18 protein-coding genes and 1 pseudogene are annotated in these 13,011 nt (G+C 45.1%); 5 read left to right on the forward strand and 14 right to left on the reverse strand.

Features of this window, described 5'->3' with window-relative positions; genetic code table 11:
- The first annotated feature begins 74 nt into the window (after positions 1-74).
- On the forward strand, positions 75-344 hold the full coding sequence (gene rpsO, locus L5L91_RS13110) for a 30S ribosomal protein S15 (RefSeq protein ID WP_028761447.1): 270 nt from the start codon (positions 75-77) through the stop codon (positions 342-344).
- Positions 345-535: 191 nt separating this feature from the next.
- Here rpsO and L5L91_RS13115 read toward each other — a convergent pair whose 3' ends face one another.
- Positions 536-2,590: a putative bifunctional diguanylate cyclase/phosphodiesterase gene (locus tag L5L91_RS13115; RefSeq protein ID WP_173497505.1), complete on the reverse strand. Its 2,055-nt coding sequence runs from the start codon at positions 2,588-2,590 to the stop codon at positions 536-538.
- Between the two features lie 195 nt (positions 2,591-2,785).
- On the opposite strand from L5L91_RS13115, the gene pnp reads away from it, so the two are divergent.
- The 3 genes from pnp to L5L91_RS13130 all read left to right on the forward strand — a co-directional run bounded on the left by pnp (position 2,786) and on the right by L5L91_RS13130 (position 7,546).
- The gene (pnp, locus tag L5L91_RS13120) at positions 2,786-4,885 is read left to right on the forward strand and encodes a polyribonucleotide nucleotidyltransferase (protein ID WP_105251702.1); all 2,100 of its coding nucleotides are present in this window, start codon (positions 2,786-2,788) and stop codon (positions 4,883-4,885) included.
- Positions 4,886-5,077: 192 nt separating this feature from the next.
- The gene (gene nlpI / locus L5L91_RS13125) at positions 5,078-5,980 is read left to right on the forward strand and encodes a lipoprotein NlpI (RefSeq protein ID WP_168822816.1); all 903 of its coding nucleotides are present in this window, start codon (positions 5,078-5,080) and stop codon (positions 5,978-5,980) included.
- A gap of 360 nt (positions 5,981-6,340) precedes the next feature.
- Complete coding sequence (locus L5L91_RS13130) at positions 6,341-7,546, forward strand: tyrosine-type recombinase/integrase (RefSeq protein WP_173243273.1); 1,206 nt, start codon at positions 6,341-6,343, stop codon at positions 7,544-7,546.
- A gap of 2 nt (positions 7,547-7,548) precedes the next feature.
- Here L5L91_RS13130 and L5L91_RS13135 read toward each other — a convergent pair whose 3' ends face one another.
- The 12 genes from L5L91_RS13135 to L5L91_RS13190 all read right to left on the reverse strand — a co-directional run bounded on the left by L5L91_RS13135 (position 7,549) and on the right by L5L91_RS13190 (position 11,684).
- Complete coding sequence (locus tag L5L91_RS13135) at positions 7,549-7,776, reverse strand: hypothetical protein (protein ID WP_173248576.1); 228 nt, start codon at positions 7,774-7,776, stop codon at positions 7,549-7,551.
- Positions 7,776-7,901 carry a hypothetical protein gene (locus tag L5L91_RS13140; protein WP_012089916.1) on the reverse strand — a complete coding sequence of 42 codons (126 nt, stop codon included), beginning with the start codon at positions 7,899-7,901 and terminating at the stop codon, positions 7,776-7,778. The genes L5L91_RS13135 and L5L91_RS13140 overlap by 1 nt, the downstream gene beginning before the upstream one ends.
- Positions 7,898-8,218 (reverse strand): hypothetical protein, encoded by a 321-nt coding sequence (locus L5L91_RS13145; RefSeq protein WP_263236784.1) that lies wholly within the window; start codon positions 8,216-8,218, stop codon positions 7,898-7,900. The genes L5L91_RS13140 and L5L91_RS13145 overlap by 4 nt, the downstream gene beginning before the upstream one ends.
- A complete protein-coding gene (locus L5L91_RS13150) occupies positions 8,215-8,823 on the reverse strand; it encodes a hypothetical protein (RefSeq protein ID WP_263236786.1) in 609 nt (202 codons plus the stop codon). Before L5L91_RS13150 ends, L5L91_RS13145 begins: the two co-directional genes overlap by 4 nt.
- On the reverse strand, positions 8,820-9,050 hold the full coding sequence (locus L5L91_RS13155) for a hypothetical protein (RefSeq protein WP_012586784.1): 231 nt from the start codon (positions 9,048-9,050) through the stop codon (positions 8,820-8,822). Before L5L91_RS13155 ends, L5L91_RS13150 begins: the two co-directional genes overlap by 4 nt.
- Positions 9,047-9,325: a hypothetical protein gene (locus tag L5L91_RS13160; protein WP_263236788.1), complete on the reverse strand. Its 279-nt coding sequence runs from the start codon at positions 9,323-9,325 to the stop codon at positions 9,047-9,049. The genes L5L91_RS13155 and L5L91_RS13160 overlap by 4 nt, the downstream gene beginning before the upstream one ends.
- The gene (locus tag L5L91_RS13165; RefSeq protein WP_012197003.1) at positions 9,326-9,634 is read right to left on the reverse strand and encodes a hypothetical protein; all 309 of its coding nucleotides are present in this window, start codon (positions 9,632-9,634) and stop codon (positions 9,326-9,328) included.
- Positions 9,631-10,332 carry a hypothetical protein gene (locus tag L5L91_RS13170; RefSeq protein ID WP_263236791.1) on the reverse strand — a complete coding sequence of 234 codons (702 nt, stop codon included), beginning with the start codon at positions 10,330-10,332 and terminating at the stop codon, positions 9,631-9,633. The genes L5L91_RS13165 and L5L91_RS13170 overlap by 4 nt, the downstream gene beginning before the upstream one ends.
- The gene (locus L5L91_RS13175) at positions 10,329-10,658 is read right to left on the reverse strand and encodes a hypothetical protein (protein WP_173497750.1); all 330 of its coding nucleotides are present in this window, start codon (positions 10,656-10,658) and stop codon (positions 10,329-10,331) included. Before L5L91_RS13175 ends, L5L91_RS13170 begins: the two co-directional genes overlap by 4 nt.
- Before the next feature lie 10 nt (positions 10,659-10,668).
- Positions 10,669-10,833 carry a hypothetical protein gene (locus tag L5L91_RS13180; RefSeq protein ID WP_006083880.1) on the reverse strand — a complete coding sequence of 55 codons (165 nt, stop codon included), beginning with the start codon at positions 10,831-10,833 and terminating at the stop codon, positions 10,669-10,671.
- A gap of 25 nt (positions 10,834-10,858) precedes the next feature.
- Positions 10,859-11,206, reverse strand: a complete 348-nt coding sequence (locus L5L91_RS13185; protein WP_105252235.1) for a hypothetical protein — start codon at positions 11,204-11,206, stop codon at positions 10,859-10,861.
- Positions 11,207-11,321: 115 nt separating this feature from the next.
- Complete coding sequence (locus tag L5L91_RS13190; RefSeq protein WP_259520239.1) at positions 11,322-11,684, reverse strand: hypothetical protein; 363 nt, start codon at positions 11,682-11,684, stop codon at positions 11,322-11,324.
- 424 nt (positions 11,685-12,108) lie between these two features.
- Here L5L91_RS13190 and L5L91_RS13195 point away from each other — a divergent pair.
- A pseudogene (locus L5L91_RS13195) lies at positions 12,109-12,332 on the forward strand (IS3 family transposase); the annotation flags it as partial.
- Between the two features lie 5 nt (positions 12,333-12,337).
- On the opposite strand, the gene L5L91_RS13200 reads toward L5L91_RS13195, so the two are convergent.
- Positions 12,338-13,003 carry a LexA family protein gene (locus L5L91_RS13200; protein WP_173243294.1) on the reverse strand — a complete coding sequence of 222 codons (666 nt, stop codon included), beginning with the start codon at positions 13,001-13,003 and terminating at the stop codon, positions 12,338-12,340.
- Between the last annotated feature and the right edge of the window lie 8 nt (positions 13,004-13,011).

A 13,011-nucleotide genomic window follows, 5' to 3' on the forward strand; every position in this document is an offset into this window, starting at 1 on the left:
ATGGGTAAAATAGCGCGCCCTCTGGCTGAGTTAGTGATCGGCTAGAGATTCATATTATTTATTTGGAGATATACATGTCACTAAGTCCTGAAGCAAAAGCAAAAATTTTGGCTGATTTTGGCCGTTGTGAAAACGACACTGGTTCAACTGAAGTTCAAGTTGCTTTGTTAACTGCGCAAATCAACCATTTGCAAGATCACTTCAAAGAGCACATTCATGATCACCACTCACGTCGTGGTCTGTTACGTATGGTTAGCTCACGTCGTAAGTTAACTGCTTACCTGAAACGTACTGATTTAGCACGTTACACTGCTCTGATCCAAAAGTTAGGTCTACGTCGTTAATTTCGCGTCGACTAACGTGAAAAAGGAGGCTTAGCCTCCTTTTTTATTGCCTAAAATTCAACAGAATATTTATTGTGCAAACGAGAGATATACAGAAGTTACAGCCAAAATCAGTCTAATGTTTAGGTCTGTTACGCTGAGCTTGATGTGATTAAGCATCGAATCGAAACTTAAGTGCCAATGTAAGTATCCTAAGCCCCACGTAAACCATCAAGACTGCTTATTATTGCTGTTTGTGTTGCTATATACAGCGCTTCAAATTCTGCTTGGGGTAGAGGCTGACTAAAATAGAAACCTTGGCCGACTTGGCACTGATTTTCTTTCAACCAATCCAATTGCTGCTCGTTTTCAATGCCTTCGGCCACAATGGTCAAATTAAGCTGCTTTCCCAACATTAAAATGGTCGATGCAATTGCACTATCCCCTGGTAGATCGGAAACGAAACAACGATCGATTTTCATGGTAGTGATAGGCAAATGGCGCAGGTAAGAGAGTGAAGAATACCCTGTGCCAAAGTCATCGACTGCAATACCAAATCCGGCTGATTTCAATTGTTCCAGCTTAGCGATAGCGAGTTCAATGTCGTTCATCAACGAGGTTTCAGTGATTTCAATTTCCAGCAACTCGGGTTGGATTTGATAGCGTAATGCCATCTGTTTGATATCGGGAACTAAACTAGCATCGGCAAATTGCTGTGAGGCAACATTAATCGCAATTGGGATGGCATAGTTATATTTTTTCTGCCATTCCCTAAGTACTTTACAGCTTTGCTCTATCACCCAACGACCTATAGGAATGATGATACCGGTCTCCTCCGCGACGGGAATAAAGGAAATGGGGCTGATGAGTCGTCCGTCTTTTTGCCAACGGATCAAGGCTTCACAGGCGATGACTTTGCCCGTTTGCAGATCAAGTTTCGGTTGGAAATACAGTAAAAATTCATTGTTTTTTAACGCATCATGTAAAGATGCTTCAGTGCGTAAACGAACTGCTGCTCGCTCAGTCATCTGTTGTTTAAAGAAGGCCCATTGATTCGAGCCTGCAGCTTTCGCGCTGTACATGGCAATGTCAGCGTGACGGATCAAATCTTCAGCGCTGTTACCGTCTTCGGGATAAATAGAAATCCCAATCGATGCCGCTGGATGAATAGCATGTTCATTTAATTGAATCGGGACATTGAGCTGGATCAGTAGCTTATCTACAAAATCTGCTGCTTGGTCTGGGGTGTGAACTGTATCGGCCAGAATAACAAATTCATCGCCACCTAAGCGGGAAACTGTGCCTTTATCACCAACGAATCGTTCGAGAATGCGGGCGATACGAGCGAGGAATTGATCGCCTAATGCGTGGCCAAGGGAATCGTTGATATTCTTAAAACGGTCTAAGTCGATAAACATCAATGCAAAGCTGCGTTTGTGTACTCGCGAGCGTTGGATAGTGACTGCGATAGTTTCAAGTAATAATGTGCGGTTAGGTAAACCCGTTAGCGGATCTCGGGTCGCCATTTTGCGCAGTTTGGACTGGGTTTGGCTAAATTGAATAAGAATTTGGTTGAATTTTGAGGTTACTAAGCCGAGTTCATCATCCTTGTGTGCGTTGGACATAGGTAAGAGATTTTCATCCGGAGAGTCGGGTTCGATCTTATCGATGGCCTCACTGATGCGTGCGATAGGCTGAGTCAGGAAGCGATGGAATACCACGGACAGTACTAAGGTGAGTAAGAGTGCACGAGCGAGAGTAGCAAAAAAACTAAATCTTAACTGCGAGAAGAGGGTGTTTGTGAGTTCTTGGGTATCGTAGAAAACCGTTAATGTACCAATGAGTTGCTGTTGTTGGGTACCTTCAAAATAAAAAGGCCTATACAAAGGGCGAGAAATTTCTTTGAGATCATCAAATAATTTATTACTTAAACTGATAAAAGTCTGTGAGTTATTCTGCTTATTATTACTGACAGAAACAAACATTGAGCCATCGTCCAGCTCAATCACCGCCGAGCCAACATGTTCGACTTTGATGGCACCCTCTAAAGTTTGACGGGCTAAATTATCATCTAATGCCCATACAGCATTTGCTGCAGGTTGTTCAACTGAATCAAGGAGTTCTTGCTGAGTGGTCGTGAGTTGTTGTTTGGTTGATACGACGACTAAAGCGATTTCAACAATAAAAATGGCAATGGCAAAAAATAGGGCAGTAAATACGACTAGGTTAGTTTGTTTCCACGTCAGTGACTTAAAACGGCCTGTCATCGGGCGCATCCTTCATGATAATTATTCACCATCGGCGAGATTTTCCGTATCAATATAAACCGCAACTCTTTGTTGATTTAACCACTTTAGTGAAAAGTTACGTATTTGTCATCATTATCTGCTCTTTATCTATTGATCCGAATTGCAGTATACTTACGCGCGTAATTCAAGGTCATTAATTAAGGAATGGGTCACGTGAATCCTATTGTAAAGAGTTTTGAGTATGGTCAACATACAGTCACCCTGGAAACAGGTGTTATAGCGCGTCAAGCTGATGCAGCCGTTTTAGCGAGTATGGGTGACACGACAGTGTTAGTCACTGTTGTCGGTAAAAAAGATGCAGATGCAGGCCGTGACTTTTTCCCTCTGACTGTTAACTATCAAGAAAAAACCTACGCAGCGGGTAAAATTCCTGGTGGTTTCTTTAAGCGTGAAGGCCGTCCTTCAGAAGATGAGACATTAATCGCTCGTCTGATCGACCGTCCAATTCGCCCTCTTTTCCCTAATGGTTTCAAAAACGAAGTTCAAGTTATCATTACCGTAGTATCTGTCGATCCACAAATCGAGCCAGATATCATCTCCATGATCGGTACTTCTGCGGCACTGGCTATTTCTGGTATTCCATTCAGCGGTCCTTTAGGTGCTGCACGTGTGGGTTACATTGATGGCGAATACGTGTTGAACCCAAGTGTTGCACAACTTGCAACCAGCCAACTGAACTTAGTGGTTGCTGGTACTGCTGGTGCAGTATTAATGGTGGAATCAGAAGCCCAAGCATTACCAGAAGAAGTGATGTTAGGTTCTGTAGTTTACGGTCACGATCAACAACAAGTGGTTATCAAGGCGATTGCTGAATTTAAAGCAGAAGCCGGTAAACCAACTTGGGATTGGACTGCACCAACGCAAGATGCCGATTTAGTCGCCCAAATCAAAGAGCTTGCTGAAGCTGGTTTAGGTGATGCGTATAAAATCCAAGTTAAACAAGATCGTTATGCTCAAGTTTCTGTTGTAAAAGCAGCAGCAAAAGAAGCCTTGTTAGCGAGCAATCCAAGCGTTGATTTACGTGAAGTTGACAACTTACTGGGTAGCTTAGAGAAGAAAGTGGTTCGTGGTCGCATCATCCGTGGCGAGCCACGTATTGATGGTCGTGAACCAGACATGATCCGTGCCTTAAGTGTGTTAGCGGGCGTATTGCCACGTACTCACGGTAGCGCATTGTTCACTCGTGGCGAAACTCAAGCGTTAGTCACTTGTACTTTAGGTACTGAACGTGATGCACAGAAGATCGACAGCATCATGGGCGAGCGCACTAACCGTTTCATGCTGCACTATAACTTCCCTCCATACTCTGTTGGTGAAACAGGCATGGTGGGATCACCTAAGCGCCGCGAAATCGGTCATGGTAAGTTAGCATGGCGCGGTATTAACGCTGTTATGCCTTCAGCGGCTGAATTCCCATACAGCGTACGCGTTGTATCTGAAATCACTGAATCTAACGGTTCAAGCTCTATGGCGTCAGTATGTGGTACTTCTCTCGCGCTGATGGATGCCGGTGTACCTATCAAGACTTCTGTAGCGGGTATCGCTATGGGTCTAGTGAAAGAAGGCGATGATTTCGTTGTTCTTTCTGACATTTTAGGTGATGAAGATCATTTAGGTGACATGGACTTCAAAGTTGCGGGTACGCGTGATGGTATTACTGCACTGCAGATGGATATCAAGATCGAAGGTATCACTAAAGAAATCATGGATATCGCACTGCAACAAGCCTATGGTGCACGTGTACATATCCTGAACGTGATGGATCAAGCGATTGGTTCACACCGTGATGATATTTCTGATCACGCTCCACGTATCACTGTTATCAAGATCAACCCAGAAAAAATCCGTGACGTTATCGGTAAAGGTGGTGCAGTTATCCGTGCTCTGACCGAAGAAACGGGCACTACGATTGAACTGGAAGATGATGGTACTGTGAAGATCGCTTCTTCAAACGGCGAAGCAACTAAAGAAGCTATCCGTCGTATCGAAGAAATCACATCAGAAGTTGAAGTGGGTCGTATCTACAATGGTAAGGTTATCCGTATCGTTGATTTCGGCGCGTTCGTGAACATTCTGCCGGGCAAAGACGGTTTAGTACACATTTCACAAATCAGTGATGAACGTGTTGCTAACGTGTCTGATCACCTTGAGCTGAACCAAGAAGTTGCCGTTAAGGTGATGGAAGTGGATCGTCAAGGCCGCGTACGTCTGTCAATTAAAGAAGCACAAACGAAAGAAGCTGCTGCTGAATAATGAGTCTTTGACTTATTTATAGTCACACACTTTTTAAGTGATTGCATCAAAAGGAGATCAAATGATCTCCTTTTTTGTTTTAGCATTAAGAAAGTCAGTATTAATCTTAATTCCCTAATAGCGGTCCTGTGGTGGGATTGCTATCATGAAGATTCTTCTGCGTATGTTGGGAATCTAAAAAGGTAGAAATGGATGAGTCTTAAAATTAGAACCGCTGTCGTTGCTGTGCTGGCCAGTGCCAGTCTGTTGTTAGCCGGATGCGCAACCACCCAGTCTCCTTTAGATAACCATAATGATGTTGAAGGTAAATTGGTTGTCGCGCCAGTTATGCCTGATTATAAAGTCGAAGTGACACTGGCAAAACTCAACGAGATTTTGGCTACGGTCGAACTGACGAATGAACAGAGAGCCAGATTTCATTACGATCGTGGTGTGATTTACGACAGTGTGGGCTTAAGACTGCTTGCACGGATTGATTTTATGCAAGCGTTAAAACTTCAGCCTGATCTCGCTGATGCCTATAATTTCCTTGGAATTTATTACACCCAAGAAGGTGAATACGACAGCGCCTATGAAGCCTTCGATGGCGTATTAGAGTTAGCACCTAATTATGATTATGCCTATTTGAATCGCGGTATTGCTTTGTACTATGGTGACCGTATTGATTTAGCGACTAAAGATATGCAGGCGTTTTATGCAGGCGACAATAAAGATGGTTATCGGGCATTATGGCTGTATTTGATTGATTTGAAAGCTGACTCCGTTGAAGCTAAAAAACAGTTAGCGCAGCATCGTCAGAATTTAGAAAATGATGCTTGGGCGACCGTTATCGTCGATTATTATTTAGGTAAAAAAAGCCGTGATGAGGTGTTTTCAGCCGCTAAAGTAGGCTTAACATATCCGAAAGAATATGCTGAACGTTTATGCGAAGCTTATTTTTACCTTGCAAAAATGGCGATAGAAACTAAGCAATATCAAGATGCGGCAAACTATTTTCGCTTAGCATTGGCAACCAATATCTATGATTTTGTCGAACATAGATATGCGCGTATTGAACTCGCCAAAGTCAAAGGTTTGCTCGAAGCCACAAAATAACCTCTCTCAGCCCGAGTTCATCTCGGGCTTTGCCTAGCCAAGCTCGAACTGAGGCGCTATAATTTGCGCCTTTTTAGCGATACAAGTGCATAGGTTAACATGTCAGGCAATAAAGTAGAGGTCGATAAACGTCGCACCTTCGCGATCATATCGCACCCAAAAGATGCCCCTACTGACTCGATATGACAAACAGTTAATTTTTATTAAATTTAGCTATAATTATCAATAGTTAACCATCTTCACGCTAGACACCTCATGACGTCCTCCCTTCTCTATAGACACCAAAAACTTGTACAAATTTGCGTACAAATTTAGACTGTACACACTCGGTTTAAAAAATTTGTACACAGTGAGTTTAAAATGTCCTTATCTGACACATGGTTAAAGGCTAATTTATCTAAAAGTTACCCCAAGTCTTTTGAACGCGCAGACCGTGATGGTCTGAGTGTTAGGGTGTCTCCGAAAGGTAAGATTACTTTCCAAATCAGATACCGCTATGTTGGAAAAGCCTGCCGAGTTGACTTAGGCTCTTACCCACTTATGTCACTTAAGGATGCAAGAACTGAATGCGTTAGATTGCGTGCAGAGCTTGAGCAAGGCAATAACCCGAAGACCGTAAAGGAACTTGAGCACAAAGCCGTTTCTACAGCGCTAACAATGTCTGAGTTGTTTATGCAGTGGTATGAGAGTTATTGTGTGGCCAATAAAACCAGTCACGCTGAAATTTTAAGATCCTTCAAATTACACGTTCTGCCAAAGATAGGTCACTTGCCAGCAGATAAAGTCTCGCTACATATTTGGCTTGATGTTATCGAGACCAAAGCAAAAACCTCACCTTCAATTGCCGATAGATTACTCACAAATGGAAAGCAATTACTTAAGTGGGGCGTCAAGCGGCAATTACTTAAGTCAAACGTATTGGTTGATATCAGCGCCAAGAGTGACCTACAAATAACTAAGAATGTGGGTGATCGCTCACTTAACAATGATGAAATTCGGTTGTTTTGGTTAGCGATAGAAGGGTCCAGAATTGCACAAAAAAATAAAATCTTTCTCAAGCTCAATCTTATCTATGGCTGCCGTAATGGTGAATTGAGGCTAAGCAAAAAATCAGACTTTGACTTCAATACTATGGTGTGGACTGTACCTCCTGAAAATCATAAAACAGGTAAGGTAACTAAAAAACCATTGCTCAGGCCAATCATTCCAGAGACAAAAGAGTTGATTGAAGAAGCCGTGCTTTTGAGTGGTGACGGTGAGTTTTTATTTAATAATGAAGGCACAGATCAGCCAATGGGGCGTTCTTCATCGCTTTCTCTGCCATACAATATTATCCAATGGCTTAAGAAGAACATGAGCTATGAAATGGAACACTGGTCAATACACGATTTGCGTAAAACGGCTCGGACAAACTTTTCAACTTTAACCGAGCCGCATGTCGCCGAGATCATGTTGGGCCATAAACTGCCAGGGCAATGGCAAGTTTATGACCACTATGAATATCTAGAAGAACAAGCTAACGCATATAGTGGATGGGTAGAAAGACTACGTAAAATCACGGCCTAGCATTAGGCTGCATGCTGTGATGTATCGACTCCGGCTGCTTCCCATTCCTCTACATCATCAATTGCCCATCGGTTATAACTTCCAATGGCTAATATTCTGGGTAGTGGGAAAGGATGTTTTTCTCGCTGCATCCACCGAACAATTGTGCGGCTTGAACATCTATAGCGCGCAGTTAAATCCTTAGTGGTCCAATAGCCTTTAATTACGGGTTTAGCAGTAGACTTAATCATCATTTACCTTCCTTTGCCAATTCCTCGGCGAGTCGTTTTAAAAATTGTTGGCAGCTGCCGGCTTGTTTGCGGGGCAGGGTGTACCACTGGCGCAAAGCGTCTTTGATTACTGCAGATTGCTTCATGCCGCTTCCTTATCCTTAGGTGCGAAGAACAGCGCGACGGGGCCATCTTCTGTGTCGTGAATACTCAGCAAGAATGAGCCGGCCTTGTCGCAAACGGGGTTCCAATCGCTGATATCGGTGTCGCCCTCGTCAAAGTAGCGCTCGATCTGATGTTCAGTGGCATCGAGTTCAAACCAAATCGCTACAAACTCGCCGCCTTGGCGTGCTGCCCATGCTTCACACTCCACACGTGTCACGCCTTCATCCCACTCGGGCAAATCGGGATGGGTCCAATAACCTTCTTCACGTTCTACTGTTGCTGCTTGTATCAACTTCATGCTGCTTCTCCTTGGCGCTGGGCTTGATATGTTTGCCATGCGGGCAAATCAGTGTTTGATACTCGCCAATCAAGCTCGCCAGCCTTGTCATAGGCCACTGAGCCGCCATATTGAGCACCTTCAAAAGTAAATGTCGCAGTGCAATACAGTTGTGGATATGCACCGTTAAACGCCGTGAAGGTCAGATCAGGGCGCAGTGATAACAGTCGTTGCTTAAAGGCTTCTGCCTTAGCATTGTGCTGCGTAATGTCAGCTTGCTTTTGTGAATGGCACGCCGCGTTGCAATAAAACGCCTCGCCGACGCAGAGCACCGCTTCAATGTCCGTCGCATTGCCTTCATCGTCTTCGGCACTAATTTGGTTGCCACAGTGGTAACAGGTAAAACACCAACCATCGGCCAGTAACACTTGATAAGGCACGTTGCCTTGCTCAGCGTATTGGTCATATTCAGGGCAGCGAGTAACTGACATATCATCTTCAAAGGTCAGATTGAGTTCGCCCGCACCTATGCGACGAGCGGCTGCAGCATGTTGATGAAACACGATGCACGCTGCGCCCTCGCAATGTTCTTGTACTTGAAACGCTTTAATCTTGGGTGTGTTCATGCTGCTTCTCCTTTTATCCTGAGTTTTGATTCTGCGTTGAGTGCGAATACTTCGGCGTCGGCTTGGCCGAAGTCGCTGCACTCGATGGCGTTAAAAGACTTACAAATGCCCCAGCCGTGGTAATTGTTGGGGGTGTATTTCACTTCGATTTGTTGCTGATCGCACATCAAGGTGGAGTAGGGCTTAGATAACGTGACCACGCCATCTTTAGTGCTAAACGTATTCATGCCGCCTCCTTGTTTTGGCTGTCGCTTGTTTGGCTGACAGGCGAATGGCAGGGCAGGCGCATTGGGTGATATCGGTACGAATACACTATGGTGCGGCTAATGCCCTTGGCGAGGTTGGTTAAACCGTTGCCCAATGCTTGCCAGTAGAGGCAATCTAACGCGCCCAGCGCCAGTGCGATTTTGATGCTGTCACCCGTTGTTGCCTTGAGTAACAGGCTTAACTTATGGCTGCGGTAATGATTTAGCAGATGGCGAAACGCCGCTGATTGAGTCATTTAGGCCACCTGCTTCGGTTGCAACGGAGTTGTTAGCAAAGCGCTTGATTGCAAATGAGTTAATTGCAGCTTGGCCCAGTCGATGGCTTTAATGGCCTCAACCGTGGCGGCGATTTGCTCTAGCTTCTTTTGCCCGCGCATAAAGTTCGACAGTTCAATACCGTGGCGAGCCGCCGCGCGTTCGGCGGGTAGGGCGCTGGTGTAATGCAGCGTTAACGCGGCAATCACCTCGGGCGAACTAATGCGGGTAAGCGAAAGCAATAACGCAACGCGCTCTTGTGATTCAAAGCCCGGGAGTAAGTGGTTCATGCTGCACCGCCTGTGGTACTGATCACCTTAAACTCAACCACCCACACCCATGGGTTGGCATCCCAATTTTTATAGATTGAGTTCCATAGGGATTTAAAAGCATGCTGTGGGTTTTTATACCAACGCCAATGAGGCGAGTGAGGCTTATGGTTCGAATGCTTTTCAACGCCACCCCACTTTTGGTAAAGGGCGTGATATTGCAAACCTTCTGCTTTTGCATCTTGCTCGCTGATATCATTTAGCCTTTCTACCCGAACGGCGGTGACTTCAAGCAGAATACGAGCGCAAGAACGTGGCATATGGATAGATGGTTTCCATTTGCTTTCGCCACTATCATCCGTTGCTTTGAATAGAACCGTTCCGTTAGCCGGACATGAGCAAGGCGATTCACTGCAACCACATTCATCAGATGAATTGAATAATCTCCAAGTCTCACGCACCCACAGCTGATCACCAAGCGTGCCGAACGGCGAAACAAACGCGCAATCTTCATCGCTAACACCAAAAACCTCATCATTGGCTGGTTGATAGAATCCGTGCTTATCAATGACTGTCGGTGTATACCATTCGGCATTTCTAGAAAATGGCGCCCAATCATCATGCGGCTGAGCTTTAAACATTCTGCGCGTCTGTGTTTTATGGCCATCAAGGATGGCGCGCACCATTTCGGTGTTGAAGATAATAGGGCGCTGTTTCATGCTTCACCTCTGTTCCATTCGTGCTCAGGGCTTGCGTCCCAGTAGCAAAACTCGATAAAGTTTTTAAAGCCGTCGCCGTACTCTAAATAACGCTTATAGCGCTGCTGTGACTTAGTTGTTTTGCGGATACTGCCAATGCCACCGTATTCAACCTCCCAAGTTGGGTGGCAATGACGAATAACGCCTGGCTTATCGTCGTCAAAGTTAACGCCAAGGTGATGGCCGCAATCTTTGATGATCACGCCAGCGCGGCCATTCACTTTAACTAAGCGGCCTATTTCGGCTGGAACAGCGTAATGCTGTTTGATGTAGTCAAATTGGCTCATGTTGATTTCCTTATCTTCTAACCAAGAAACGGTGCAGACCTTTGGCGGCACGAATGGCGACAGTGCGGTCGGTGGTAAACTTGCCACCGGGCAACATCCAACCTTCCTTAAACGCGACGATATGGCCAACGCCGATTTTGATATCGCTGTGTAGCGGTTTGTCATCAGTTAACATGCTGCTTTCCTTCTCTCGTCATTGCCTAAGCTGCGGCTTCGCCGTTAAACACCACCAGATTGATGATGGGTTTCTTGGTTTTGGGGTTCACCTTGTCCGAAAGCTTGTGATAGCGAATATGCACATCGCGGTGGGCTTCTTGGGTCATGGCTAAAACTATGTATTGCTGGCACAGCGCGGGCGTCGATAACGAATGCGATAGGCGTTGTGGCTTCATGGTTTCAAACAAGTGCTTCGCCATATCATCCAACTTGGCTTGGTACTCGTCGGGGCTAAGTTGACGGCGGTTAGGGTGCGCGCCTACTGAGGTGCTGCACTTTTTGGCCGCTTGATTTTTCGCTAAGGTCATGGACACGCCGTAAACAAAAAACATAATTGCCTCCAACAAGGTGAAACTGTCGTCGTTACCGTTACAGGGATATGGACCATCACCCCTTGGCTGCTTTGCCTAGATAGCCTAAATCGTGAATGTGCGCGGCTCTACTGCGTTAGCGGCCGACGGGCGTGGCTGTCGTCATCGTGTGCAGCGGATGCACATTAGTGACGGCCTGCGAGTCGTTACGCCACACCATCACCTTGCCGTACAAACCTTGTTGGGGCTCAGTGAAGCGCAGGCTGAAATTGAGCCCGAGTTCGCCCGTGTGGCGGATGAACTGGCGGTAAAAGGCAGGGCTTGGGTGGTGATAGGCAAAATGCTTGACCAGTTCGGCGCAACGGGCTTGCACCCGTGGGCAATCCATTGGGTCGGTGTGGCCCTTGGCCAGCGCCATCAAGCAGGCAAAACGTATTGCAACCAGTAGACGAAACTCATCGCGTTGCTTAGGTGTGGTGTGAACTTTCGCTAGAATCATTTCCTTGTCCTCGGTAGTACCCATTGGGAGTAAATCTCGAAAGATTTATCAGTCGTTCATGAGCCAGATTGTTAAAGAGTGTGGCGTGTCGCTGATGCAACGAATATTACATAATGGAATTTATGTGTCAATTACAAAATGGAATAATATTTTGTTTTGACATATTTCCACTAAACAAATTGGCGTTGATATTTTTAGAGGTGGTAATGATTGGGAAGAAGAAACGGATAAGTATTTGATGGTTTTAATAGGACAAGAAGCGTTTATAGAACTGAAGAACGTAGGGAGGCAATCTTGAATTGACTAATCAAGCTTGGAGCTGGTGACGTGAACTATCTAAAAATAGGGTGTATTTGGTGGTAGTGATGTGGATGGGGCATAAACAAACACATGACTACGGATTTGATATCTGAGCCAATATGAGGATGTAGGTGCTTTTTGGGATAATGCTGTTGTTGATCGATTTTTTGACGGTTTGAAACACGAATGGTTTTTTAACGTTGTAAGTAACAAGGGAATTTATAAAGCCATATGTGACCGCTTTACATGGAACACTGCAACTCGGAACGACTTCATTTGGCTAACAGTGCCTTGTCACCTGAAGAGCTTGAAAGCTCTCAACTAAAGTGTCCGGTTTGTGCTTGCTAGTAGAGTCAAAAAATTTTCATTTTTGCGTCTACAACGACGCCTATTATTTTACAGTTACCATTGATTGGCAGAGTTGGATAAGCAGTATTTAATGGCCGTAGAAACTTTTGCCCTGCATCTATCACTAGTTTTTTAAAGGTCGCTTCGTTGATATCTGTTAGCTTAGCAACAACGAATGAGCCATTTTGATAGTCTTTTTCCGCATCAATTAAAATAAGCGTGCCTTCAGGAAAACTAATGCCTGTCGGTGTCGTCATAGAGTCACCTTGAACGCGAAGCCAAAAACAGTTTTCGCTCGTGCGCTCTGTGGTGTCTTGCCATTCATCCAATGCAGAGGCTGGACAGGATTCAACAGCCTCAGTCCAAGCGCCAGCTTGGACATAACTGATAACTGGGAATGAATTTACATAGGATATCTTCGCTGGTAATTCCTCAGTGTTACCTAACACAGAATCAGGGTAATCAATCAGTCCATCAGCCCCTAAAGTCATGTGACGAATCCCCACGATATTCATCATGGATGCAATGTCTTCAATGCTTGGCTTTCTTTTCCCACCTAACCAGTGAGCGATGGCGCCCTGAGACATTCCCATCTTTTCAGCAAGCATTGACTGAGTTACCCCAGCCTCTTTCATTCTGGTTTTAACCAGATCAATCCAACTTATTTTCATATAGCAAT

The organism is Shewanella sp. SM55, from assembly GCF_025654025.1.
Lineage (GTDB): Bacteria > Pseudomonadota > Gammaproteobacteria > Enterobacterales > Shewanellaceae > Shewanella > Shewanella oncorhynchi.

Bases quoted from the DNA above. Each gene is read 5' to 3' on its own strand.
- L5L91_RS13180 (WP_006083880.1), bottom strand. From the start codon at position 10,833: ATGTTAACTGATGACAAACCGCTACACAGCGATATCAAAATCGGCGTT.
- L5L91_RS13155 (WP_012586784.1), bottom strand. From the start codon at position 9,050: ATGAATACGTTTAGCACTAAAGATGGCGTGGTCACGTTATCTAAGCCC.
- L5L91_RS13140 (WP_012089916.1), bottom strand. From the start codon at position 7,901: ATGAAGCAATCTGCAGTAATCAAAGACGCTTTGCGCCAGTGGTACACC.
- L5L91_RS13190 (WP_259520239.1), bottom strand. From the start codon at position 11,684: ATGATTCTAGCGAAAGTTCACACCACACCTAAGCAACGCGATGAGTTT.
- L5L91_RS13170 (WP_263236791.1), bottom strand. From the start codon at position 10,332: ATGAAACAGCGCCCTATTATCTTCAACACCGAAATGGTGCGCGCCATC.
- L5L91_RS13130 (WP_173243273.1), top strand. From the start codon at position 6,341: ATGTCCTTATCTGACACATGGTTAAAGGCTAATTTATCTAAAAGTTAC.
- L5L91_RS13200 (WP_173243294.1), bottom strand. From the start codon at position 13,003: ATGAAAATAAGTTGGATTGATCTGGTTAAAACCAGAATGAAAGAGGCT.
- L5L91_RS13145 (WP_263236784.1), bottom strand. From the start codon at position 8,218: ATGAAGTTGATACAAGCAGCAACAGTAGAACGTGAAGAAGGTTATTGG.
- L5L91_RS13135 (WP_173248576.1), bottom strand. From the start codon at position 7,776: ATGATTAAGTCTACTGCTAAACCCGTAATTAAAGGCTATTGGACCACT.
- L5L91_RS13150 (WP_263236786.1), bottom strand. From the start codon at position 8,823: ATGAACACACCCAAGATTAAAGCGTTTCAAGTACAAGAACATTGCGAG.
- nlpI (WP_168822816.1), top strand. From the start codon at position 5,078: ATGAGTCTTAAAATTAGAACCGCTGTCGTTGCTGTGCTGGCCAGTGCC.
- L5L91_RS13160 (WP_263236788.1), bottom strand. From the start codon at position 9,325: ATGACTCAATCAGCGGCGTTTCGCCATCTGCTAAATCATTACCGCAGC.
- L5L91_RS13115 (WP_173497505.1), bottom strand. From the start codon at position 2,590: ATGACAGGCCGTTTTAAGTCACTGACGTGGAAACAAACTAACCTAGTC.
- L5L91_RS13165 (WP_012197003.1), bottom strand. From the start codon at position 9,634: ATGAACCACTTACTCCCGGGCTTTGAATCACAAGAGCGCGTTGCGTTA.
- rpsO (WP_028761447.1), top strand. From the start codon at position 75: ATGTCACTAAGTCCTGAAGCAAAAGCAAAAATTTTGGCTGATTTTGGC.
- L5L91_RS13175 (WP_173497750.1), bottom strand. From the start codon at position 10,658: ATGAGCCAATTTGACTACATCAAACAGCATTACGCTGTTCCAGCCGAA.
- L5L91_RS13185 (WP_105252235.1), bottom strand. From the start codon at position 11,206: ATGTTTTTTGTTTACGGCGTGTCCATGACCTTAGCGAAAAATCAAGCG.